Annotated in this window: 21 protein-coding genes and 1 pseudogene; 3 read left to right on the top strand and 19 right to left on the bottom strand. The window is 40.4% G+C overall.

All coding sequences use genetic code 11. The features are described from left to right. Positions 1 to 6 precede the first annotated feature (6 nt). The 4 genes from GMD6S_RS04210 to GMD6S_RS04195 all read right to left on the bottom strand — a co-directional run bounded on the left by GMD6S_RS04210 (position 7) and on the right by GMD6S_RS04195 (position 5,513). Positions 7 to 648 carry an amino acid ABC transporter permease gene (locus GMD6S_RS04210; RefSeq protein ID WP_000121156.1) on the bottom strand — a complete coding sequence of 214 codons (642 nt, stop codon included), beginning with the start codon at positions 646 to 648 and terminating at the stop codon, positions 7 to 9. 388 nt (positions 649 to 1,036) lie between these two features. After that, positions 1,037 to 2,836 carry a Spy0128 family protein gene (locus GMD6S_RS04205; RefSeq protein ID WP_000723555.1) on the bottom strand — a complete coding sequence of 600 codons (1,800 nt, stop codon included), beginning with the start codon at positions 2,834 to 2,836 and terminating at the stop codon, positions 1,037 to 1,039. A gap of 291 nt (positions 2,837 to 3,127) precedes the next feature. Next, positions 3,128 to 4,357, bottom strand: a complete 1,230-nt coding sequence (locus GMD6S_RS04200; protein WP_001065986.1) for a tetratricopeptide repeat protein — start codon at positions 4,355 to 4,357, stop codon at positions 3,128 to 3,130. Next, on the bottom strand, positions 4,347 to 5,513 hold the full coding sequence (locus GMD6S_RS04195; RefSeq protein ID WP_000400296.1) for an AI-2E family transporter: 1,167 nt from the start codon (positions 5,511 to 5,513) through the stop codon (positions 4,347 to 4,349). The genes GMD6S_RS04200 and GMD6S_RS04195 overlap by 11 nt, the downstream gene beginning before the upstream one ends. Positions 5,514 to 5,657: 144 nt before the next feature. Here GMD6S_RS04195 and GMD6S_RS04190 point away from each other — a divergent pair, with 144 nt between their 5' ends. After that, entirely contained in the window at positions 5,658 to 6,671 is a 1,014-nt protein-coding gene (locus GMD6S_RS04190; RefSeq protein ID WP_000665601.1) for a lactonase family protein, read from the top strand. A gap of 32 nt (positions 6,672 to 6,703) precedes the next feature. Here the strand turns inward: GMD6S_RS04190 and GMD6S_RS04185 are convergent, their stop codons facing one another. The 11 genes from GMD6S_RS04185 to GMD6S_RS04130 all read right to left on the bottom strand — a co-directional run bounded on the left by GMD6S_RS04185 (position 6,704) and on the right by GMD6S_RS04130 (position 15,822). Further along, positions 6,704 to 7,123 (bottom strand): F0F1 ATP synthase subunit epsilon, encoded by a 420-nt coding sequence (locus GMD6S_RS04185; protein ID WP_000940836.1) that lies wholly within the window; start codon positions 7,121 to 7,123, stop codon positions 6,704 to 6,706. A gap of 10 nt (positions 7,124 to 7,133) precedes the next feature. Continuing rightward, positions 7,134 to 8,540 carry a F0F1 ATP synthase subunit beta gene (gene atpD, locus GMD6S_RS04180; RefSeq protein ID WP_000094367.1) on the bottom strand — a complete coding sequence of 469 codons (1,407 nt, stop codon included), beginning with the start codon at positions 8,538 to 8,540 and terminating at the stop codon, positions 7,134 to 7,136. A gap of 190 nt (positions 8,541 to 8,730) precedes the next feature. Continuing rightward, positions 8,731 to 9,609, bottom strand: a complete 879-nt coding sequence (locus GMD6S_RS04170) for a F0F1 ATP synthase subunit gamma (RefSeq protein ID WP_000301234.1) — start codon at positions 9,607 to 9,609, stop codon at positions 8,731 to 8,733. 15 nt (positions 9,610 to 9,624) lie between these two features. Then, entirely contained in the window at positions 9,625 to 11,130 is a 1,506-nt protein-coding gene (atpA, locus tag GMD6S_RS04165; protein ID WP_000996615.1) for a F0F1 ATP synthase subunit alpha, read from the bottom strand. Positions 11,131 to 11,144: 14 nt separating this feature from the next. Beyond that, complete coding sequence (locus tag GMD6S_RS04160) at positions 11,145 to 11,681, bottom strand: F0F1 ATP synthase subunit delta (RefSeq protein WP_000359021.1); 537 nt, start codon at positions 11,679 to 11,681, stop codon at positions 11,145 to 11,147. Beyond that, positions 11,681 to 12,175 carry a F0F1 ATP synthase subunit B gene (gene atpF, locus GMD6S_RS04155; protein WP_000366311.1) on the bottom strand — a complete coding sequence of 165 codons (495 nt, stop codon included), beginning with the start codon at positions 12,173 to 12,175 and terminating at the stop codon, positions 11,681 to 11,683. The genes GMD6S_RS04160 and atpF overlap by 1 nt, the downstream gene beginning before the upstream one ends. 18 nt (positions 12,176 to 12,193) lie before the next feature. Beyond that, entirely contained in the window at positions 12,194 to 12,910 is a 717-nt protein-coding gene (gene atpB / locus GMD6S_RS04150) for a F0F1 ATP synthase subunit A (protein ID WP_000392937.1), read from the bottom strand. Between the two features lie 32 nt (positions 12,911 to 12,942). Beyond that, on the bottom strand, positions 12,943 to 13,143 hold the full coding sequence (locus tag GMD6S_RS04145) for a F0F1 ATP synthase subunit C (protein WP_001054551.1): 201 nt from the start codon (positions 13,141 to 13,143) through the stop codon (positions 12,943 to 12,945). A gap of 231 nt (positions 13,144 to 13,374) precedes the next feature. Beyond that, on the bottom strand, positions 13,375 to 13,686 hold the full coding sequence (locus GMD6S_RS12130) for a CHY zinc finger protein (RefSeq protein WP_008279616.1): 312 nt from the start codon (positions 13,684 to 13,686) through the stop codon (positions 13,375 to 13,377). 14 nt (positions 13,687 to 13,700) lie between these two features. Next, positions 13,701 to 14,987: a peptidase U32 family protein gene (locus GMD6S_RS04135; RefSeq protein ID WP_000169097.1), complete on the bottom strand. Its 1,287-nt coding sequence runs from the start codon at positions 14,985 to 14,987 to the stop codon at positions 13,701 to 13,703. A gap of 136 nt (positions 14,988 to 15,123) precedes the next feature. Beyond that, positions 15,124 to 15,822: a GntR family transcriptional regulator gene (locus tag GMD6S_RS04130; protein WP_000936173.1), complete on the bottom strand. Its 699-nt coding sequence runs from the start codon at positions 15,820 to 15,822 to the stop codon at positions 15,124 to 15,126. 140 nt (positions 15,823 to 15,962) lie between these two features. Here GMD6S_RS04130 and guaA point away from each other — a divergent pair, with 140 nt between their 5' ends. Then, the gene (gene guaA, locus GMD6S_RS04125; RefSeq protein WP_000065705.1) at positions 15,963 to 17,525 is read left to right on the top strand and encodes a glutamine-hydrolyzing GMP synthase; all 1,563 of its coding nucleotides are present in this window, start codon (positions 15,963 to 15,965) and stop codon (positions 17,523 to 17,525) included. Between the two features lie 73 nt (positions 17,526 to 17,598). Here the strand turns inward: guaA and ffh are convergent, their stop codons facing one another. The 4 genes from ffh to GMD6S_RS04105 all read right to left on the bottom strand — a co-directional run bounded on the left by ffh (position 17,599) and on the right by GMD6S_RS04105 (position 22,200). Next, on the bottom strand, positions 17,599 to 19,170 hold the full coding sequence (ffh, locus tag GMD6S_RS04120) for a signal recognition particle protein (RefSeq protein ID WP_000863609.1): 1,572 nt from the start codon (positions 19,168 to 19,170) through the stop codon (positions 17,599 to 17,601). Positions 19,171 to 19,181: 11 nt separating this feature from the next. Then, positions 19,182 to 19,514 carry a putative DNA-binding protein gene (locus tag GMD6S_RS04115; protein WP_000402066.1) on the bottom strand — a complete coding sequence of 111 codons (333 nt, stop codon included), beginning with the start codon at positions 19,512 to 19,514 and terminating at the stop codon, positions 19,182 to 19,184. A gap of 144 nt (positions 19,515 to 19,658) precedes the next feature. Beyond that, complete coding sequence (gene tuf, locus GMD6S_RS04110; RefSeq protein ID WP_001040720.1) at positions 19,659 to 20,855, bottom strand: elongation factor Tu; 1,197 nt, start codon at positions 20,853 to 20,855, stop codon at positions 19,659 to 19,661. 235 nt (positions 20,856 to 21,090) lie between these two features. Continuing rightward, positions 21,091 to 22,200, bottom strand: coding sequence for an AI-2E family transporter (locus tag GMD6S_RS04105; RefSeq protein ID WP_000489830.1), 1,110 nt, complete (start codon positions 22,198 to 22,200; stop codon positions 21,091 to 21,093). 104 nt (positions 22,201 to 22,304) lie between these two features. Between GMD6S_RS04105 and GMD6S_RS04100 the strand changes: the two are divergent. Continuing rightward, positions 22,305 to 22,509: pseudogene (locus GMD6S_RS04100) on the top strand (D-alanyl-D-alanine carboxypeptidase); the annotation flags it as partial.

The raw sequence follows: 22,509 nt of genomic DNA, 5'->3' as shown, positions 1-22,509 counted from the left end.
ATCCTCCTATCTGTAATAACTGTACTTCTTCTCAAGTTTTTTCGCTACAATGGTTACAAGACCAATCATAATCAAATAAATCGCTCCAGCTAAAAACATAGGAACAAGACTAGCATCTCGATTGGCTGCTGTACGACTAGCCAAAATCAAATCTGAAATCCCCAAAGCATAGACCAAAGAAGTATCCTTGACCAAACTCATGATTTCATTAAAAACACTCGGTAAGACAATCTTTGTAACCTGAGGAAGAATGATATAGCGCACTGTGTCAAATGGACTAAACTTCAAGACTTTAGCAGCTTCATACTGCCCTTTAGGAATGGTTTCAATCCCTCCACGAAAAATTTCAGCAAAGTAGGCTGCATAGTTCAGTACAAAAGCAATCACAGCAGCAGGCAAACGATCTAAACGTATCCCAATGCTAGGAAGAACATAGTAAATAAAGATTAATTGCAAGAGCAAGGGAGTCCCTCGCATCACCCAAATATAAAGGTCAATCAGATAATGGAGGGGTTTCCAGCGGACTTGTAAAGCAAAGGCAACGACAATACCTAAAGGAATTGAAAAAATCAAGACCAGAGCAAAGACTTGAAGTGTCATACTTGCACCGTTCAATAAACTTGGTAATATCTCAAACATATAAGACATACTGCACCTCCTAAAAATTATTGTTCCTATTATAGCATAAATAAACAATTTAGCAAGGGTTTTTGTAAAAAAATTCTATAATTCTTGAACTATACACCTTTATATATGAAATAAGAGCGAAATATCATCTTACAGAATTCAAAGAATTATAAGGATTCTAGACGATAATATAGGGTTAACTTCTAATTCTGATAGAACAATGATCAAATTTTTTTAACAAATATCTATAAAGATTTCATTGATACAGAACTATGTTTTCTCTCATTCACTTCTTACCTCTAGAGATATAAAAAAAGAACCACTTTATAAGAATAGTATCATTTCTACTATCCATACAAGTGGCTCTTTGATGATGCCATAGCAAAGGCATCAAGATTTTTCAACTAGATTATTTAACTTTTTTGAAACGGAATAAGAGAATGGAACCAAATGCAAGTACTACTCCTACAACAGTAAGCAAGATAGTCATTTCAGATGTACCAGTATTTGGTAGTTCTTTAGTTTCTCCTGGTTGTTTAGGTTTGTTATCTGAAGAACCCGGAGTCTCAGCAGCATAAGTATTTGTGATGGTTGGATTATTACCTGTAACTGTTGCTACAAGTTGACCTTGACCATTGTCTACAACTTTTACTGTTACTGTATAAGCATTTTTATCATAAGTTACACCAGCTTCACCACCATCTTTTTCAGTGATAGTATACGTGTGAGTTCCTGCAGCAGTGTATTCAATCGCTGGGAAAGCAACTGTTCCGTCTGCAGCATTCTTAGCTGTAGCTACAAGTTTGTCGCCTTCTTTCAATTCAAATTCATATTTATCTGCCTCAAGAGTTTTACCATTTAGGACTTTTTTAGCAGTAATTGAAGTTGTTGCAGATTTAACAGAATACGAATTTACAAAAACTTTATTGTCATATTTAACACTTGCAAACTTCTCACCATAAACATCTGTTACAGTAACTTCTGCGTTAATGGTCTTATCATCGTAAGCAAAACCTGGTTTTTGATCATTAACTTCTTTGATTTGATACTTATAAGTACCCACTGTAGAGAATTTAACGGCTTTAAATTTCACTTTGCCATCTTTATCATTCTTAACAGTTTCCACAACTGATCCGTTTGGATCAAGTAGTTGGAAGCTAAATTCTTCAGCAGCTAAGTCTTTTCCTTTTAACTGCTTAGAAACCTCAAATGAAACTTCTGTAGAACGTGAACCTGAACTAATACCTTCAGTTGTGGTTAATGGTGCAAAACCTTCTACATCAAAGTTTTCAGTTGAAGTCGTAATTTTAACGTTATTGAAAGCTTTCTTTGTTGTATTATCAACTGGTGCGGTGATACGAGTCTTATAAACTACATACAAACCTTGATTGGTTAGATCACCATTACCATTTGGAGTAATAGTGAAGTGATTAGAATCTTGAACAACAATGTGACTTGGATTCAAAAGAGGATGATGCTCATCTTTACCCCATTCAGTAAAGTAGTAACCTGTAATCTCACTAGCTAATACTTGTCCTTCAGGGATTGTATCTTGAATCGAAACACCTTCATAAGGATTGGCATATTTGTTTACGCGAATATACCAATTAATATAATTTGGATCGTTCGTATCTTGAACTCCCCATTTAGTGAATCCTGTTAGATCCTCATCTGGAACAATACGAGTCAAATTGTATACTCCTGCTCCAGGAATGTCGATTGGATACGATTTATTGAGTTCAACATTATCAGCCCATACAACAGTAAATAAGGCCGAAATTTGTTTCTCTTCAGGTAAGTTAGAAAAATAATCTTCGTTACTTACCGTTACAGTCGCTGTATTTGCAGACTTATTTGTCGTTAACTCAGCAACCTTAGTGACTCCATCGTTACCAAAGATTTCAGTAGTTGAATCTGATTCAATTTTGAATTCATTTGGAACTTTATAAACCATAAAGTCACCATTCTTCAACGTTGTTGAGTTGTCGAATTTGTAAGTGGTTTGAAGGTAAAATTTCCCTTCACCATACTCTGCACCATCAACTAACTTATTATTGTTAATTGTCGGTACTGTCGTTAGCGTATAGCTACTAGATGATAGTTCAGCAGCTTTAACCACATTGCTAGTTCTTAGTACTGGGATAAATACTGAAGCTACTAACAATAGCGCCATGAATGCATGAGAAAGTTTTTTATTAATCTTTTTCACAACATTTGCCTCCTTTATTTTTGGGGATAGATTCCCCTATTTATTATTATATATTCTTATATAAATTTGTCAAGTATTTCATAGTAGTTCGATGTTCAAACCATACCTTTAAACTCTTATTTTATAGGGTGTAGCAGGCTTTCATCGTTCAAAACTTCATCTAAATTAGCTATAAGAAGCTCTAACATTTATATTATATTAGTAAAAAAGAAAAGACCTATGAGGTCTTTCAAATCATTCATTTAAAGTCATTCGTTTCTGTTAATAAGATTTTACAAAAATTAGAAATCCTTAAAGTGTTTCTAAGAGTTCTTGCATTTGAACATCATCTGGAACGAGTTTTAAATAAGCTTCAGCTTGCACTTTGGCTTCTTCAAAATATCCCAATTCACGTAGGAGATAAGTATACTGCTCCAGAAATTCAGGATTATCCTTGAGATCAAGCGATAGTTCCTGATAGAGCTCATAGGCCTTATCTAAATCCTCGATTTCCTGGTAAGAACGGGCAATCATCCACTTGGTCAAGAGATTTTCAGGTTCTTGACTTTGGAGAGCGATGATATCTTCATACCGCTCTTGTTCCATATAAATGGTTGCAAGGCGAAGGAAAATTTCTTCTGTATCCTCTGCATCTTCTTTTGCAGTAAGAAGAAACTGCTCAGCACCACTAGGATCATGTAATTCATACGAAAACTGTGAAGCAGCTAGTAAGAGCCGAGTTTCAAACGGATTTTTCTCCAAACCTTGTTTAACGATACGAAGGGCCTCTTCCACCTGATGTTCCTTGTACAAGGCTTGACTATAACCATACTCATATCCTTCAAAATCAGGTGAGATGGTATCAATCTGCTTAAAGTAAAGAACAGATTTTTGATACTCTTCCTGATCAAAGTAAAGACTAGCCAGTTCAAAGGCAGTTTGGTCATCGTATTCTAATTCTAAAGCTTTTTCTAAGAATTCAGTTGCAGCTTCAAACTTACCTAACTGGGCATAAGCGTAGCCAATTCGCTGATAGGTTGAGACACCCGTTTGCTCATAGATGGAGCGATTGTCTAATTGAGCATAGCCCTGAATAGCTTCCTGATAATTTCCTAGCTCGCTATCCAACTCAGCCAAACCAAAAACTAATAAGGCATCATCTGAGTAGTTTAAGGCTTCCAGTAACTTTTCACGTGCTACATCTGTCAATCCTTCCAACTGATAGAGGTCTGCCTTCAAGGCCAAGGCCGATACGTACCAGTCACTTTCGGGTGTGATTTCCTCAAGGTAAGCAAAGGCTTCCTCAACATTGCCATCCTCACTAGCAATGCTGGCTAAGTTCAGATTCACTTCTGCAAATTCTGTAACGATATGTTGGTAAATTTCTTTTGCTTGAGGATAAAAGCCAACTCCCTCTAGATAGTTTGCTAGTTCGTAAAGAACCTCACTTGAATCTGTTTCGAGGGCTTTGTGAAAATACTGATCCGCTTTGGTTAAATTCTGTTCATCCAAAGCCTGGAGCATACGTTGACTATTGTTCACTTTTGATTTCCTCCCCTTCTTCTTCATACAGACCGCTAACTTTTTTGTACCAGTTAAAGATAGCTGAAATAACGACCTTGGCAGAGGCATAGACAGGGATTCCCAGCAAGACTCCCCAAATACCAAACATAGAACCTGAAGTTAGGAGAACAAAGAGGACATTGATTGGATGAATGTTTAGCTGACTACCTAAAATAAGCGGAGAAACGAAGCGACCTTCAATCGTTTGTTCAACAATAAAGACAATAATCACTTTCAAAAGCATGACAGGCCCCGCTATTAAGCCCAAAACCAAAGCAGGCAACATCGCTAGAAAACTACCCAGGTAAGGTACTAGATTGAGGATACCAGCCGTAATTCCAAGAGTCACAGCATATCTGAGACCAATAATCTTAAAGAAGATAATAAACATAATTGCCACGATAATAGCAACTGTAACCTGTCCTCTAACATAGTTTGACAACTGTTTATTAACATCTGACAAAACTTGTCCGACAGGTTCTTTTAACTTGTTTGGGATGAATTTAGTCAGGTAATCTCGCAAGCCTTTCCCATCTCTCAAAAGATAAAAGAGCATGAAGGGTACGATAATAACCGCAACAATGACCTGGGAAACGCTACTGATAAAGGCGCTAACCCAGTTAACAGCTTGAGAAGAGATTTTGCTGGCCCACATGGTCGCCTCACTAGAAACATTGGAAAGAACCTGCTCCAACTGTGGTCTAAAATCATCTGGCAAGCGTTTGGTTACAAGGTCATTGATCACCTTATCAGCATCTTCCAGGTATGTCGGCACATTCTTCGCAAAATTTAAGACTTGACGTTGCAGATTAGGAATTGCGACTGCCAGCCCCCAAATGATAAAGAGTCCAATAACAACAAAAACAATACTAATGGCAAGGACACGATTGATCTTGTGCTTCTCCATCCAGTCAACAATCGGATTGAGGAGGTAATAAAGTAAACCAGATAAAATAACTGGCAACATGACAACTCCTAGAAAATCCAAAACTGGTAAAAAAATAAAACTAATCTTACTTAGAATAAAAATGTTTAGCCCCAGTAACAAAGTTACTAAAAATACAGTGATGGCTTTATTATCTAAAAACCACTTAAAAAACCAAGATAGGCTAAAATGTTTCTCTTTATGTTCCATAAATACATCCTTTCTGTCATTCTCTCATTATACCATTTTTAGACTAAAATAACTCTTTTTTAAAGTGCTTACATGGATGAATCTGATGCTTCATGACTGCCATTTTGTGGTATAATGAACTTATCATTATTAAGAGGTATGGACATGAAAGAAACTGTTTATTTTGGAACTTACACTCGTCGCTTATCTAAAGGGATTTACAAGGCAGATTTTGATACAGAAACAGGCCAGCTTGCAAATCTTGAACTCTTTGCTGCTGAACCAAGTCCGACCTACCTTGCCTTTGACCAACAGCAACACTTATACACTGTAGGGAGCCAGGATGGCTTAGGTGGAATCGCTGCTTACAAGACAGATGGCGCTTTGCTAAATCATGTGGTTGAAGAAGGCGCTCCCCATTGTTATGTGGCAGTGGATGAAAAGCGTGGTCTCGTTTATGGGGCCAACTATCATAAAGGTCAAGTTCTCGTTTATAAACGTCAAACGGATGGTAGCCTCATCCAAACAGATCTAGATCAGCATAGTGGACAAGGTCCTCATGAAAACCAAACTTCCCCACATGTACACTTTACGGATCTAACACCTGACCAGTACCTCGTCACCTGTGATCTAGGTACGGATGAAGTAACGACCTACGATGTTAGTTCAGAAGGAAAACTAAGTAAGCTCCACACTTATCACGGCCAAGCTGGAGCAGGTGCTCGCCACATCGTTTTCCACCACCACTATAAGATTGCCTATCTCATCTGCGAACTTAATAGCACTATCGAGGTCTTGATTTATGATGGGGTCGGTGAATTTGAACGCATGCAAGTCATTTCAACCTTACCAGATGGATACGAAGGCTTCAATGCTACTGCTGCCATTCGTCTTTCAAAAGATGGCAAATACCTCTATGCATCTAACCGAGGTCATGATTCCATTGCAGTCTATACAATCCTCGCTGATGGTAGCTTGGAATTATTAGAGATTGTACCAAGTCATGGTAAAAATCCACGTGATTTCGACCTAACTCCTGATCAAGAGTTTCTCATTGCTGTTCATCAAGATTCTGATAACGCAACCGTCTTTAAACGCAATCCTAAAAGTGGTCGTCTTGCAGAACTTTCTAACGACTTTCATGTCCCTGAAGCAGTCTGCATCAACTTCCCACATTAAAAAAAATGAACTTGAGTTTCAAGTTCATTTTTTTATAGTCTATTTCCGACATTGATACGGTTGATAGCACGTTGCAATGCGATTTTTGCACGACGCTCTTGGTCAATCAAATGCTTGTCATGGGCTTCTTCGATTTCTCGTTCAGCGCGAAGTTTTGCACGTTCAGCACGACTGATATCGATATCACGAGCACGCTCTGCTGAGTCTGCTACAATGGTAATGATATCATTAGCAATCTCGATAATTCCTCCGTTCACTGCAATCCAGTTTACATGAGTATCATCATCGATACGTTTTACCTTCACTTCATCAACCGCTAAAACCGCAATCATATTTTCATGTCGTGGCAAGATCCCCATCTCACCATCCAGAGTTCGTACCGATACAAAGCTGGCATGGTGATCATAGACGAGGCCATCTGGTGTCACGATCTGGACAGTTAAATGAGCCATAGATCACCTCTTAAAATCCCATTTTCTCTGCCTTAGCAATGACGTCTTCGATTGAACCGACACCACGGAAGGCATCTTCTGGTAGCTGGTCATGTTTTCCTTCAAGGATTTCCTTAAAGCCACGAACTGTTTCCGCTACTGGCACATAAGAACCAGGTTGACCAGTAAATTGTTCTGCAACGTTAAAGTTTTGAGACAAGAAGAACTGGATACGACGGGCACGAGCAACCAAGGTCTTTTCTTCATCAGAGAGTTCATCCATACCAAGGATAGCAATGATATCTTGCAATTCATGGTAACGTTGAAGAACACGTTTAACTTCCGCAGCTACAGCATAGTGCTCCTCACCAACAATCTCAGGTGCCAAGGCACGAGAGCTTGAAGCCAGTGGGTCAACGGCTGGGTAAATCCCCAACTGTACCAACTTACGTTCCAAGTTAGTCGTTGAATCCAAGTGAGCGAAGGCTGTTGCTGGCGCTGGGTCAGTATAGTCATCCGCAGGCACATAGATGGCTTGGATAGAGGTTACAGAACCCTTCTTAGTTGACGTGATACGCTCTTGCAATTGACCCATTTCTGTAGCAAGTGTTGGTTGGTATCCAACGGCTGATGGCATCCGACCCAAAAGGGCAGATACTTCTGAACCAGCCTGAGTGAAACGGAAGATATTGTCAATAAAGAGAAGCACGTCTTGGCCTTCTACATCACGGAAGTATTCAGCGATTGTCAAGCCAGTAAGGGCAACACGCATACGTGCTCCTGGTGGTTCATTCATCTGACCAAATACCATTGCTGTTTTCTCGATAACGCCTGATTCTTTCATTTCCCAGTAAAGGTCGTTCCCTTCACGAGTACGTTCCCCAACACCGGTAAATACGGAAATACCCCCATGTTCTTGGGCAATGTTGTGAATCAATTCTTGGATTAAGACGGTTTTACCAACTCCGGCACCACCGAAGAGTCCGACTTTCCCCCCTTTAAGGTATGGGGCAAGAAGGTCGATAACCTTAATCCCAGTTTCAAGAATTTCAGAAGAGGTAGACAATTCATCAAAAGTTGGAGCTTTTTTATGAATTGGCTGACGCTCAGCGTCTTCAGCAAAAGGAGCATCCAAGTCAATGGTATCTCCCAAAACATTGAAGACACGTCCCAAAGTTTCTTTACCTACTGGAACCGAGATTGGACGACCTGTGTCCAAAACTTCCATTCCACGAGTCAAACCATCTGTTGATTCCATGGCGATCGTACGGACCATACCATCACCCAACTCCAAGGCTACTTCAAGGACGATTTTTGTTTTTCTTTCGTCATTTTTGTAGACGACAAGTGCATTGTTAATCTCAGGAAGTGGTTCCCCAGCTGCAAACAAAACGTCTACAACGGGTCCGATAACCTGAGCAATTTTACCTGAACTCATCTCCTTCTCCTATTCTATATAAGATACTGTCGGTTCCTAGCTCAACTAGGTCCTAATACTCTTCGAAAATCTCTTCAAACCACGTCAGCGTCGCCTTACCGTACTCAAGTACAGCCTGCGGCTAGCTTCCTAGTTTGCTCTTTAATTTTCATTGAGTATAAGTTCATTTTGATACGAGGGAGGCAAAGCCTTATTCTAAGGCACTAGCCCCCGCTACGATTTCTGTAATTTCTTGTGTAATCGCCGCCTGTCTGGCACGGTTATACTGGATAGTCAAATCATTGATAACTTTCTTGGCATTATCAGTCGCTGTCTGCATAGCTGTCATACCTGCGGCATTTTCAGCTGTCTTGGCATCGATAATAGCCCCGTAAATCATACTTTCGGCATACTGTGGCAACAACTGCTCTAGAATCTCATCACGGCTCGTTTCCAACTCAAAGGTTAAGCTATACTCCTCATCTGCTTCATTTGGATCGAGGTCAACAATCGGAAGCATTTGCTCCACACGCATTTGGCTGGTAAGCGTATTGACGTGGTGATTATAGCAAACATAAAGTTCATCAAAGAGTTCATTTTGGTACATCTCAATCGTTTTTGAAATAATTTTACGAACTTCATCAAAACTTGGTTGGTCGGCCAAGCCCCGCAATTCATAGATTGGTTGAATGCCACGAGCCTTAAAGAAATCAGCCCCCATACCACCAATACAGATAACTTCAAAGTCATCACCATTTGGATGATATTCTTCTTTCAGCTCCATCACAGCTTTAAGGATGGAAGCATTATAACCTCCAACCAAGCCACGGTCTGAAGTAATAACGATATAGCCTGTTTTCTTAACTGGACGACTAATGAGCATTGGATTGGTAGAGCCACCAGATCCGTTACCATGTAGAATATCCGTCAAAAGCTTACGAACCTTCTGAGCATAAACTTGAAAATTGCGTGCTGCTTCTTCAGAGCGACCTAACTTGGCAGCCGATACCATTTGCATGGCATTAGTGATTTGACTAGTATTTTTTGTTGAGGCGATTTTTGTTTTAATATCATTTAGAGATACTGCCATCTGACACCTCTATTCTTATTGGAAGCTGGATTGATTGAGAAACTCTGTAATCGCAGCATCCAAGACTGCTTCTTCTGGCAAGTCTTTTGTTTCACGAATGGTTTCCAAAATCTCTGGATGTTGTGCATCAAAGAAGGCATGGAACTCTTCCTCAAAACGAACAATGTCATTTACAGGAACTGTATCCAAGAATCCGTGTGTCAAAGCATACAGGATCGTCACTTGTTTCTCAACAGGCAAAGGCTTGTGAACAGGTTGTTTCAATACTTCTACCGTACGACGACCACGATTCAACTTAGCTTGAGTAGCCGCATCCAAGTCCGAACCGAACTTAGTGAAGGCTTCTAACTCACGGTATGAAGCAAGGTCGATACGAAGAGTACCAGCAACCTTCTTCATGGCTTTAATCTGAGCAGAACCACCTACACGAGATACAGATGAACCCGCATCAATAGCTGGGCGAATACCTGCGTTAAAGAGTCCATCTCCAAGGAAGATTTGTCCGTCAGTGATAGAAATCACGTTGGTTGCGATATAGGCAGAGATATCTCCTGCTTGCGTCTCAATAAATGGTAGGGCTGTGATTGATCCACCACCAAGCTCGTCAGAAACTTTGGCTGAGCGCTCAAGCAAACGGCTGTGAAGGTAGAAGACATCCCCTGGGAAGGCCTCACGACCTGGTGGACGACGGAGCAAGAGAGAAAGTTCACGATAAGCTACCGCTTGTTTAGATAGGTCATCATAAACGATCAAAACATGCTTGCCTTGGTACATGAATTCTTCTGCCATAGCGACCCCTGCATATGGAGCAAGGAAGAGTAATGGAGAAGGTTGTGAAGCTGAGGCTGTCACAACGATTGTGTAATCCAAGGCACCGTACTGACGAAGTGTTTCTACTTGTGTACGAACTGTTGATTCTTTTTGTCCAATCGCTACATAGATACATATCATATCTTGCCCTTTTTGGTTCAAGATGGTATCGATTGCAATGGTTGTTTTCCCTGTCTGACGGTCACCAATGATCAGCTCACGCTGACCACGACCAATCGGTACAAGGGCGTCAATAGCTTTCAAACCTGTTTGCAATGGTTCTGATACAGACTTACGCTCCATAACACCAGGAGCTGGTGCTTCTACTGGACGAGTCTTGTCAGTATGGATTTCTCCGAGACCATCAACGGGACGACCAAGTGGATCCACAACACGTCCAATCAAGTTATCACCGACAGGAACTTCCATGATTTTACCCGTGCGACGGATAGTGTCTCCTTCACGGATATCCGTGAAGTCACCGAGAATGATGATCCCAACGTCTGTTGATTCCAAGTTTTGCGCCATACCATAAGAGCCGTTTTCAAAAATCAAGAGCTCTCCACTCATGGCATTTTCAAGGCCGTGGGCACGCGCAATACCGTCCCCGATATAGGTTACAACACCAGTTTCAGTCACATCAAAAATGGGTTTGAAATTTTCAATTTGTTGCTTAATTAAAGCGCTGATTTCTTGTGCGTTAATTGCCAAAAGAACACCACTTTCTATTTCAAATTTTCTTTAACAACACGAAGTTGCTGTTTAATACTCACATCAATTGTCTTGTGATTGGCAAAAATGACAAAACCACCAATGAGACTTTCATCGATTTGTTCTTTGATAGTCCGAACTTTCAGAGACATTTTTTTCTCAATCAAAGGAAGCAATCGCGCCTTCTGGTCATCTGTTAATGGATGAGCGGAGGCAATCGTTACTTCAAATCGATTCGTTTCTTTTTCAAGTCGACTCAAACAATCTACAATTACTTCATAAAATAAATTTGCTCTGTGATTGTATAGCAGCACCTGAAAAAAGTTTTGCATTAATGGTGACACTGAGTCTTGGAAGAAACGAACGGTTTTTTCCTTATCCGACTCACCTACTGCCACTTGACCTAAAAAAGAAGGCAAGTCTGTTTCTTCTGCGACTTGCTTGATTTGAGCTAAGTCAGAAAAGATACGGTCTTCTTCTCCCTTTTCAATCACCAATTGGACAAAAGGCATGCTGTATTTTTCAATTACCTTTACTGTCTTTTTGTCCATTAAGCTTCTCCTAGCTGATCGATGTACTGATCAATGAGTTCTTTATGGGCTTGTCCGTCAAGGTTTTGTGAGATGATTTTACCAGCGAGACTAATCGTCAAATCTGCTACCTCACCCTTAACGCTTTGTAAAGCTTCCGCTTTATTTTGAGCAATTTCTTGGTTAGCTTTTTCTTTCAAGCGTCCTGCTTCCAGTTTCGCCTCAGCCAAGATGTCAGCTCTACTTTTCTCAGCTGTTTCCTTTGCATTCTCGATAATTGTCTTAGCTTCCGAACGGCTACCTGCCAACTCAGCTTCACGTTTGCTAGCGAGTTCTTCGGCCTTCTTACGGGCAGCTTCTGCTCCGTCAATATCTGAAGAAATTTTTTCAGCACGTTCATCTAAAATATTGGTAAGATTTCCCCAGGCATATTTTTTCACTAAAAAAATTAATAAAAGGAAGGAACCAGCGATAAGAATAAAGTCACCAATAATGGTACTAATAGTTAAATCCATCTTCTAATCCTCCTCTACTTACTCTTCCCCAGCATTTATCTTCTTACCAATGTACATCGATGACAACATGGTAAAGACATAGGCTTGAATACATGAAATGAAAATCGAAAAGGCTGTCCATAACATGTTTGCGATAAAGGCAAAAGGATACCAATACAAAGCATTTTGTGACAAGGCTAATAGCAATCCAGCTAAGACCTCACCGGCAAAAATATTTCCGTAGATCCGAATCGCCAAGGAAGCAAAATTGGTGAACTCTTCTAAAATGTTCATCGGAGTCATAAAGCCAGGTGTAACAAATGCTCTCAAATATTCTTTAACGCCTCTACGACGAACTCCTTCTACATGGGCGATCAAAGTGATCAAGAATGATAGGGATAAATCGTATCCAAGGTTGGCTGTTGGGGAAGTCCACAAGTTATAACCGTTTGTTGTTTGTACTTTTGCCATTAAGCCGATATTATTGGCAACCAAGATAAACAGAAATAGAGAAAACAGAAATAAGGAATAATCCTTGATGTATGATTCTCCAATGTTTGGTTTGGTAAAACCAATCACAAAGTCGTAAATCATCTCAAGAGCATTTTGTTTGCCCTTTGGACGGATGGTCATTTTACGACTTGCCCAGTAGACAAAGGCAAAAACCATCAAAACAGTTACAAGAGACATGGCAAGCAGGGTCAAATCAAAGGATATTGGTCCAATATTAACGGTTGGATTCAAACTTTCTTCCATGGTTTGACACCTCCATTTCTAAATAGAGTTGTCTATTTAATGACAAATGACATCGCCAAGGTTACAAAGAATGTTCCTTCGATAAAGGCAATCCCCATGATCATCAAACTACGCAATTGTGGGATGATGTCTGGTTGGCGTGCTGCAGACTTGAACAAACCGTTCATCAAAAATCCTTCTGCAAGGGATACACCCATACAGGCAAGACATAGACCGAAAAATGTTAAATTCATGATGAATTCTCCTTTTTATTTAAATTTACTTCCTTAGTTTAGTCCTAAAATTTGTTTTTGTCAACTTTTTACTAACATTGAAAGCGTTTCATATGATTTATTTCTATTTTTGCTGTTTTTACCCCATTCTATAGAAAGTTTTTCCATTTTAGATTGCGAATTTTTCTTGATTTTACTCTATTTTCTGAAACAAACTGAAAAATCCAAGTTAAGAACTTGGATCGATTCATTTTATTTAAAATAGTAGGAATAGTGTTGTTTACAACCTGGATTAAATGGTGCACTGCAGTAAGGACAAGCCATCTGTTTTTGGTATTCTTGGAAAGTCATTGTCCTCTTACAACCCCCACATAAGATTGGTCGATCCTCAAAAAGCGCCAAGGGATAGGGAGAAAAAACATGTGTCTCCATAGTATTGTGACACTGATAGCATGCGTAGTATTTTTTGCATTCATAACATTGGAGTGAAACAATATCCTTTTCACTATGATAATGAACACATCTGCTTTCATCATCTACCAATAAACCTTGAGCTTGTATCATTCCCTTTTCCTTATCTAGGCACGAACTGTAACACTTGTCCCGTCTTCCTTATAGAGGTTGATGAGCCCTTCCTTGAGAGCGCGGACCATATCCCCTACTTGAACAGGTTGTGGAACCTTGATTGTCAAGAGTTCCATTGGATTTGGAGCACGGTCTATTTTATTGCCCTTGGCATCATGAAGATCTTCGATATAAGTTTCAAAATGTCGGAAACCTGGTCCGTAAAACTCAACTTGGTCTCCTTCATTGATAACATTCCGTTGACGAATGGTTGCCGTTTGAGTCGCATCATCATACGAAACCACTTCAGCGACAAACTTGTATTCAGGAATTTTACGACGAGCGCCAAACAACTGTTCGTTTTCAGACGGTGTACCGTAGTAGAAACCTGTTGCCAATTCACGTTGGGCAACCTTCCACATCTCGTCTACCAAGTCCTGTTTGATGGCTTCAAATTTCTCGGGACTTTCGAGATAAGCATCTACAGCCGCCTTGTAACAGTTGGTCACAGTTGAAACATAGTGGATCGACTTCATACGACCTTCAATCTTGAGACTGTCTACACCGTTTTCGATCATATCTGGAATATGGTCAATCATGGACATGTCAACGGCTGACATCGAAAATTCTTCTGGGATTTCACCTTTAAGACTCTTACGTTCTTGGCCAAATGGCATGTCGTAGAGGTCGTATTTCCAACGGCAAGACTGTGAACAACCACCACGGTTGGCATCACGCATACTCATGTGGTTTGAGAGCGTACAGCGACCTGAGTAAGAAATACACATAGCTCCATGGACAAAGGCCTCAATCTCAACATCAGTGCGTTTGCGAATCTCTGCCAATTCTTCCATTGAAACTTCACGGGCCAAAACCACGCGAGTTAGCCCAAGTTCTTTCCAGAACTCAAGAGTTTCATAGTTGGTCGCACTGGCTTGGGTAGAGAGGTGTATTTCAAGACCTGGTGCTTCTGTTGCTGCAATCATAATCAAGGCTGGATCTGACACGATAACTGCGGCAATCCCAATGTCACGCAACTTACGGAACCATTCTCCAGCACCAGCTTCATTTCCTTCGTGCATAACCATGTTAGCAGCCACATAGACCTTGGCACCGTACTTAGCAGCAAACTGCACGCCTTCTTCCATCTGTTCAAAGGTGAAGTTTCCTGCACGGCTACGAAGACCATAGGCCTGTCCGCCGATGAAGACTGCGTCCGCACCATATTGAACAGCTACTTTCAGCTTCTCTAAAGTCCCTGCAGGTGATAAAACCTCAGGACGTTTTAATGTTTTTGTCATTTTTTCTCCTATTTGCAATATAAAAGTTTGACGTTTTTCCTTCTCATTTTATAGTAAATAATGGATAAAATCAAGCCTAGACAGATTGTTTTGACAATTCTAATCTTTTCTAAAACAAAAAACTAGCCTTTCTAGACTAGTTATTTTCAAGATAAAATTCAAAGCGTTCGCCCACGTATTGACTCTTTACATACTCGAAAGCCGTCCCATCTTCAAGATAAGAGACCTGAGTCAAGGCTAAAATGGCATGCCCCTTTTCGACTTCTAGATAGTGAGCAATCTTTTCCTTAGCCAATCTTGCATAAATGGTCTGTTGGGATTTGCCAATCCGATAGCCATGTTGTTGCAAGGTTTGGAAGAAGTGACTGGTGATTTCTTCTTTTTTGAAATCCTTAATAAATTTCTCAGGAATGGATGCGACTTCATAGACTAGCGGAACTTGGTCAGCGTAACGCACCCGTTCCATGCGGATAATATTCTCTGTTGGAGTAATCCCTAGCTTAGCGACCTCTTGTTCATTTGGAATGGTTCTTCTGTAAGAAATGAGATGGCTGGAAGGTACTTTCCCCTGAGATTTAACAATCTCTGTAAAACTAGTCGTCCCCCGCATTTTTTCTTGGACACGAGTGCTAGAGACAAAAGTCCCACTTCCTACACGACGCTCCAAAACTCCTTCCTCAACCAAGAGAGAGATAGCCTGGCGTAATGTCATCCGGCTAACTTGAAACTGTTCCGCTAAATCTCGCTCACTTGGAAGTCTCTCTCCGATTTTCCAATGATGCTCATCTATATCCTTCTTGATCTGATCGTGGATTTTCATATAAGCTGGTAACATGATTCTCACTTCTTTTCTTTATTTTCTCCATTGTACCGTATTTGCTAAGAAAAAGTCAAACTTTGCCTTGTTTAGTTGGTAATTCGCCCCTATTTGTGATAGAATATTGAAAAAGATATTTCTTTTGAGAAAGGAAAAAGATGAGCAACATTTCAACTGATTTGCAAGATGTCGAAAAAATCATCGTGCTGGACTATGGTAGCCAATACAACCAGCTGATTTCACGCCGTATTCGTGAAATCGGTGTTTTTTCAGAGCTAAAAAGCCATAAAATCTCAGCCGCAGAGGTTCGTGCGATTAACCCTGTAGGGATCATCCTCTCTGGTGGACCAAACTCTGTTTATGAAGAGGATTCATTTGATATTGATCCAGAAATTTTTGAACTGGGCATTCCAATTTTGGGAATCTGCTATGGTATGCAACTTCTTACTCACAAACTTGGAGGAAAGGTTGTCCCTGCAGGTGATGCTGGTAATCGCGAGTATGGCCAATCACCACTTACTCACACTCCTTCTGCCCTCTTTGAAGGTACACCAGAAGAACAAATTGTTTTGATGAGCCACGGTGATGCGGTTACAGAGATTCCAGCTGATTTTGTTCGTACTGGAACATCTGCTGACTGTCCTTATGCAGCTATTGAAAACCCTGACAAGCACATCTATGGTATCCAATTCCACCCAGAAGTTCGCCATTCTGTATACGGGAATGATATCCTTCGCAACTTTGCCCTTAACATCTGTAAAGCTAAGGGTGACTGGTCAATGGACAACTTCATCGATATGCAGATCAAGAAAATCCGTGAAACTGTAGGTGACAAGCGTGTTCTTCTAGGTCTATCAGGTGGTGTTGACTCTTCTGTTGTTGGAGTTCTTCTTCAAAAAGCGATTGGTGATCAATTAATCTGTATCTTTGTAGACCACGGTCTTCTCCGTAAAGGGGAAGCAGACCAAGTTATGGACATGCTTGGTGGTAAGTTTGGGTTGAATATCGTCAAAACAGACGCTGCAAAACGCTTCCTTGACAAACTTGCAGGTGTTTCTGACCCTGAACAAAAACGTAAAATCATCGGTAATGAGTTTGTTTATGTATTTGATGACGAAGCAAGCAAGCTCAAAGATGTGAAATTCCTTGCTCAAGGAACACTATACACTGATGTGATTGAGTCTGGAACTGATACTGCTCAAACCATCAAATCACACCACAACGTGGGTGGTCTTCCAGAAGACATGCAGTTTGAACTGATTGAACCATTGAACACTCTTTATAAAGACGAAGTCCGTGCCCTCGGTACAGAGCTTGGTATGCCAGACCACATCGTATGGCGCCAACCATTCCCAGGACCAGGACTTGCTATCCGTGTCATGGGTGAAATCACTGAAGAAAAACTAGAAACTGTTCGTGAGTCTGATGCTATCCTTCGCGAAGAAATCGCTAAAGCTGGTCTTGACCGCGATATCTGGCAATACTTTACTGTCAACACAGGCGTTCGTTCAGTCGGTGTTATGGGTGACGGTCGTACTTATGACTACACCATCGCCATTCGTGCCATTACTTCTATCGATGGTATGACAGCTGACTTTGCCAAGATTCCTTGGGAAGTCCTTCAAAAAATCTCTGTACGTATCGTAAATGAAGTGGATCACGTTAACCGTATCGTCTACGACATTACAAGTAAACCACCTGCAACTGTTGAGTGGGAATAAACCAATCAAACACAAAAGAACTCTGAATCGGATTCAGAGTTCTTTTTAAGGTAAGCACTTCTGCTTTCCTTTTTTATTTGCGTTTTTTCTTCGCTTTTTTCATTTTGTTGGCCATGCGTTTCATAGACTGTTTCATGGCAAATTCACCGATTTTACCTTTAAGTCCACCACCGAACATCTGGCTCATATCTGGCATGCCTGCTCCTCCGAGACCTGACATATCCGGCATGCCACCTTGTCCCATCATGCCTTCAAGGGCAGACATATCCATCCCTCCCATATTTGGCATATTTTTTGGAAGGTTATTGGGATTGATGCCCATCTGCTTCATCATCTTGTTCATATCCCCAGACATGACACCTTGCATGAGCTGTTTAGCCTGATTAAAGTCCTTGATAAATTTATTGACTTCGACAAAGGTATTTCCAGAACCAGCAGCAATACGGCGGCGACGACTTGGATTTAACAAATCAGGATTTTCACGCTCCTCAGGTGTCATGGAAGACACAATGGCACGTTTGCGCGCAATCTGGCGCTCATCCACCTTCATATTTTGAAGGGCTGGATTGTTAGCCATACCTGGAATCATCTTGAGTAAGTCTTCCATTGGCCCCATATTTTGCACCTGATCCAATTGATCAATGAAATCATTGAAATCAAATGTGTTTTCACGCATCTTCTCAGCCATTTCAAGGGCTTTTTGCTCATCGTATTCTTGAGAAGCTTTCTCAATCAGGGTCAGCATATCTCCCATACCAAGGATACGGCTTGACATACGATCTGGGTGGAAGGTTTCGATATCTGTAATCTTTTCACCCGTACCAGTGAACTTGATAGGTTTACCAGTGATGTGGCGAACAGACAAGGCTGCACCACCACGAGTATCCCCATCAATCTTGGTAAGGATAACCCCAGTCACTTCCAACTGAGCATTAAACTCACGGGCGACATTGGCCGCTTCCTGACCGATCATGGCATCAATGACAAGGAGGATTTCGTTTGGTTGAGCCAGTGCTTTAACATCACGAAGCTCATTCATGAGAAGTTCATCGATTTGTAAACGCCCTGCCGTATCGATCAAGACATAGTCGTTGTGATTGGCTTGCGCTTGCTCCAAACCTTGACGGACAATCTCAACAGCTGGTACTTCTGTTCCAAGAGCAAAGACTGGAACATCAATCTGCTGTCCAAGTGTTTTCAACTGGTCGATGGCGGCTGGGCGGTAAATATCCGCAGCAATCATCAAAGGACGTGCATTTTCTTCCTTCTTGAGTTTATTAGCCAGCTTACCAGCAAATGTTGTTTTACCAGCTCCCTGCAACCCGACCATCATGATAATGGTTGGAATTTTTGGTGACTTGATAATCTCAGCCGTGTCGGAACCTAAAACGGCTGTCAGTTCCTCATCCACGATTTTGATAATCTGTTGGGCAGGATTGAGGGTATCAATGACCTCGTGTCCGACTGCACGTTCACGAACCTTCTTGATAAAGTCCTTTACAACAGGCAAGGCAACGTCGGCTTCAAGCAAGGCCAAACGAATCTCTTTGGTTGCTTCTTGGACATCCGCCTCAGATATTTTTCCTTTTTTACGTAAATTTTTAAAGACGTTCTGTAAACGTTCTGTTAAACTTTCAAATGCCATTTTTCTTCCTCTTATTCTCTATTATCAATACTTGTTAAAATTTCTATCTGCTCCTGCAGAAAGTCATCCTTGGGATAACGCTCCAAAATCTGGTCAAAAATCTGACTGCGGACAATGTAGTCCGAATACATGTGCAGTTTCATCTCATAATCTTCTAGAATCTTTTCTGTCCGCTTGATATTGTCATAAACAGCTTGACGACTGACACCGAACTCTTCAGCAATCTCAGCAAGACTATAATCATCAGCATAATAGAGTTCAATATAGTTCATCTGCTTGTCTGTCAAAAGCGCCGCATAAAATTCAAAAAGGGCGTTCATACGATTGGTTTTTTCGATTTCCATAACTTTTATTATACCAAAAAAACGATTATACTGCTAGAGTAGAAGCACTTCAAATAGAGTAAGAAGAAGAAAAAAAGAACCTTGCAAGGCAAGATTCTTTTAGTGTCTGACTTAAATAATTGTTCTTCTGGGAACTTAATCGAATTAAGCTTCGATTTCTGTAACCATACCTGAACCAACAGTACGTCCACCCTCACGGATAGAGAATGTAGTACCTTGTTCTACGGCGATTGGGTGGATCAACTCAACGTCGATAGTCACGTTATCACCAGGCATTACCATTTCAGTACCTGCAGGAAGTTCGATTGAACCTGTAACGTCAGTAGTACGGAAGTAGAATTGTGGACGGTAGTTGTTGAAGAATGGAGTGTGACGTCCACCTTCTTCTTTAGTAAGGATGTAGACTTCACCTTTAAATTTAGTGTGTGGGTTGATTGAACCTGGTTTAGCGATAACTTGTCCACGTTCGATTTCGTCACGTTGAACACCACGAAGAAGGACACCTACGTTATCTCCAGCAAGACCTTCGTCAAGTTGTTTACGGAACATTTCAACACCAGTAACAACTGCTTTTTGAGTTTCTTCTTTGATACCAACGATTTCGATTTCGTCGTTGACACGAACAGTACCACGGTCGATACGTCCTGAAGCAACTGTACCACGTCCAGTGATTGAGAATACGTCCTCGACTGGAAGAAGCAATGGTTTTTCAGTGTCACGTTCTGGTTCTGGGATGTACTCATCAACAGTGTTCATCAATTCCATGATGATGTCTTCGTATTTAGAGTCACCTTCAAGAGCTTTAAGAGCTGAACCTTGGATAACTGGAAGATCGTCACCTGGGAAGTCGTATTCTGACAAGAGGTCACGGATTTCCATTTCAACCAATTCAAGCAATTCTTCGTCGTCTACCAAGTCAATTTTGTTCATGAAGACGATAAGGTGTTTAACACCAACCTGACGTGAAAGAAGGATGTGCTCACGAGTTTGTGGCATTGGTCCGTCAGTTGAAGCTACTACAAGGATAGCTCCGTCCATTTGAGCGGCACCAGTGATCATGTTTTTAACGTAGTCCGCGTGTCCTGGAGCGTCGATGTGAGCGTAGTGACGTTTTTCAGTTTCGTACTCAACGTGCGCAGTGTTGATAGTGATACCGCGTTCGCGTTCTTCTGGAGCAGCATCGATAGACGCATAGTCTTTAGGTTGGTTAACTGCTGAAGGCAAGCGACGTGCCAATACAGTTGTGATAGCTGCAGTCAAAGTAGTTTTACCGTGGTCAACGTGTCCGATAGTACCAATGTTAACGTGTGGTTTACTACGATCGTATTTTTCTTTTGCCATTTGAGTAAAAGCCTCCAATAAAATATATTTTATAGATAGACAGTAGGCAATACAGTCTAACTTTCCTTACTATTTTATCAAATTTCTGCTAAATTGCAAGTGTTTTACACATATTTTGTGAATTAATCTAAATCTTATCAAATCCTGTTCTTCTGCTTCTTTATGGCAATATGAATTCAAACTTATTTTGTTTGGAAGATAGTACTTTCAACAAAAAAATCAGGTCTCCCTGATTTTAATTTGATTCTGTTTTTTCCAGTTCCTTAGCTTCTTTATGGTTTTCATATAATTTCGCTAGGAACTTAGTAATTTCTTTAAAAATAGAATAAGTAGGCACTGCTACGACCATCCCTATGACACCGTAGATATTACTTGACAGTAAAAGGAGCACCAAGATCGTAATCGGATGCACTTTCATAACCCCTCCAACGATACGTGGATAGAGAACATTTCCATCAATCTGCTGAATAATAAGCATATAAGCAACCGCAATCAACATACGATGAGGATCTGTAAACACATTGGCAATCACCATTGGAATTAAACCAATACTTGGACCAACATAAGGAATTAAATTTGCGATTCCAGAGAAAATAGCAAAAACTAGGGCGTACTTTAATCCGATAACGCTATAGCCAATATAGGCTAAACATCCAATAATAACCGCATCAATCGCAATTCCACTGATATAGCGCGCTATGGTTGTATTGAGATTGGTTAAAAGGCTAGAAAGATTCAATTTGTCATGCTTTAAGACGGTACGTTCCAACATTGGTAGCAACTTATGACCATCCAACAAGAAATAAATCAAGAATACAGGGGTCATAATGAGAATAAGAACTGTACTAAACAAGGCTGAAAGAACGCTTCCTAAACTGTTGCTGACGCTATTAAGGATATTCTGGAGGATATCCACATAGGAGAGATTAAGTTGTTGAATTGTTTGTTGAATATCAATATTTTGGAAGACTGGATTCATGGACAAATCGATGATCAAATCTTGTAGTCTACTATAGATGTTTTGACTAGAAATAATCAAGCTGGTCAACTGATTAATCAAAATCGGCAAGAGATAAACGACCCCTACAACGATAGCACCAATCAAGGCACAAAGAGTGACCAAGACACCAATTAGACGATTGATCTTACATCTCTTTTCTAAGAAAGTAACGACTGGATTTGTAATGTAGTAAAAAAATCCACCAAGCAAAAATGGAATCATGATGGTATTCACAACTGTCACGAAGGGAGTAATGATGGCTCCCATTTCTCTCCAAAGATAGAAAATCAGTGTTAATAATAAAATTTCAGCTGTCCAAAAAAATAATTTGTTTCTGCGGAACATAGGTATCCTCCTTCTCTCTATTTTACCATATTTCTGAAAAAGATAAGATGGCTTTAGTAAAAAAACGAGAATATTTTTTTTCTTTATGATAAAATAAAGCTAATATGAAAAAAATAATTTTATCTTTTATGACACTTTTAGTTCTTGGAACAGCTTCTACTGTTTCTGCTCAGGAGTTTGATGTTGCTGCTAAACATGCTATTGCTGTCGAGGCTACAACTGGAAAAATCCTCTATGAAAAAGATGCAAATCAGCCTGTAGAAATTGCTTCTATTACAAAACTGGTTACAGTTTATTTGGTCTATGAAG

It is taken from the genome of Streptococcus sp. GMD6S, from assembly GCF_000297015.1.
Note: the sequence above shows the minus strand (reverse complement) of the source record. Positions and strands in the feature narration are given on the sequence as shown.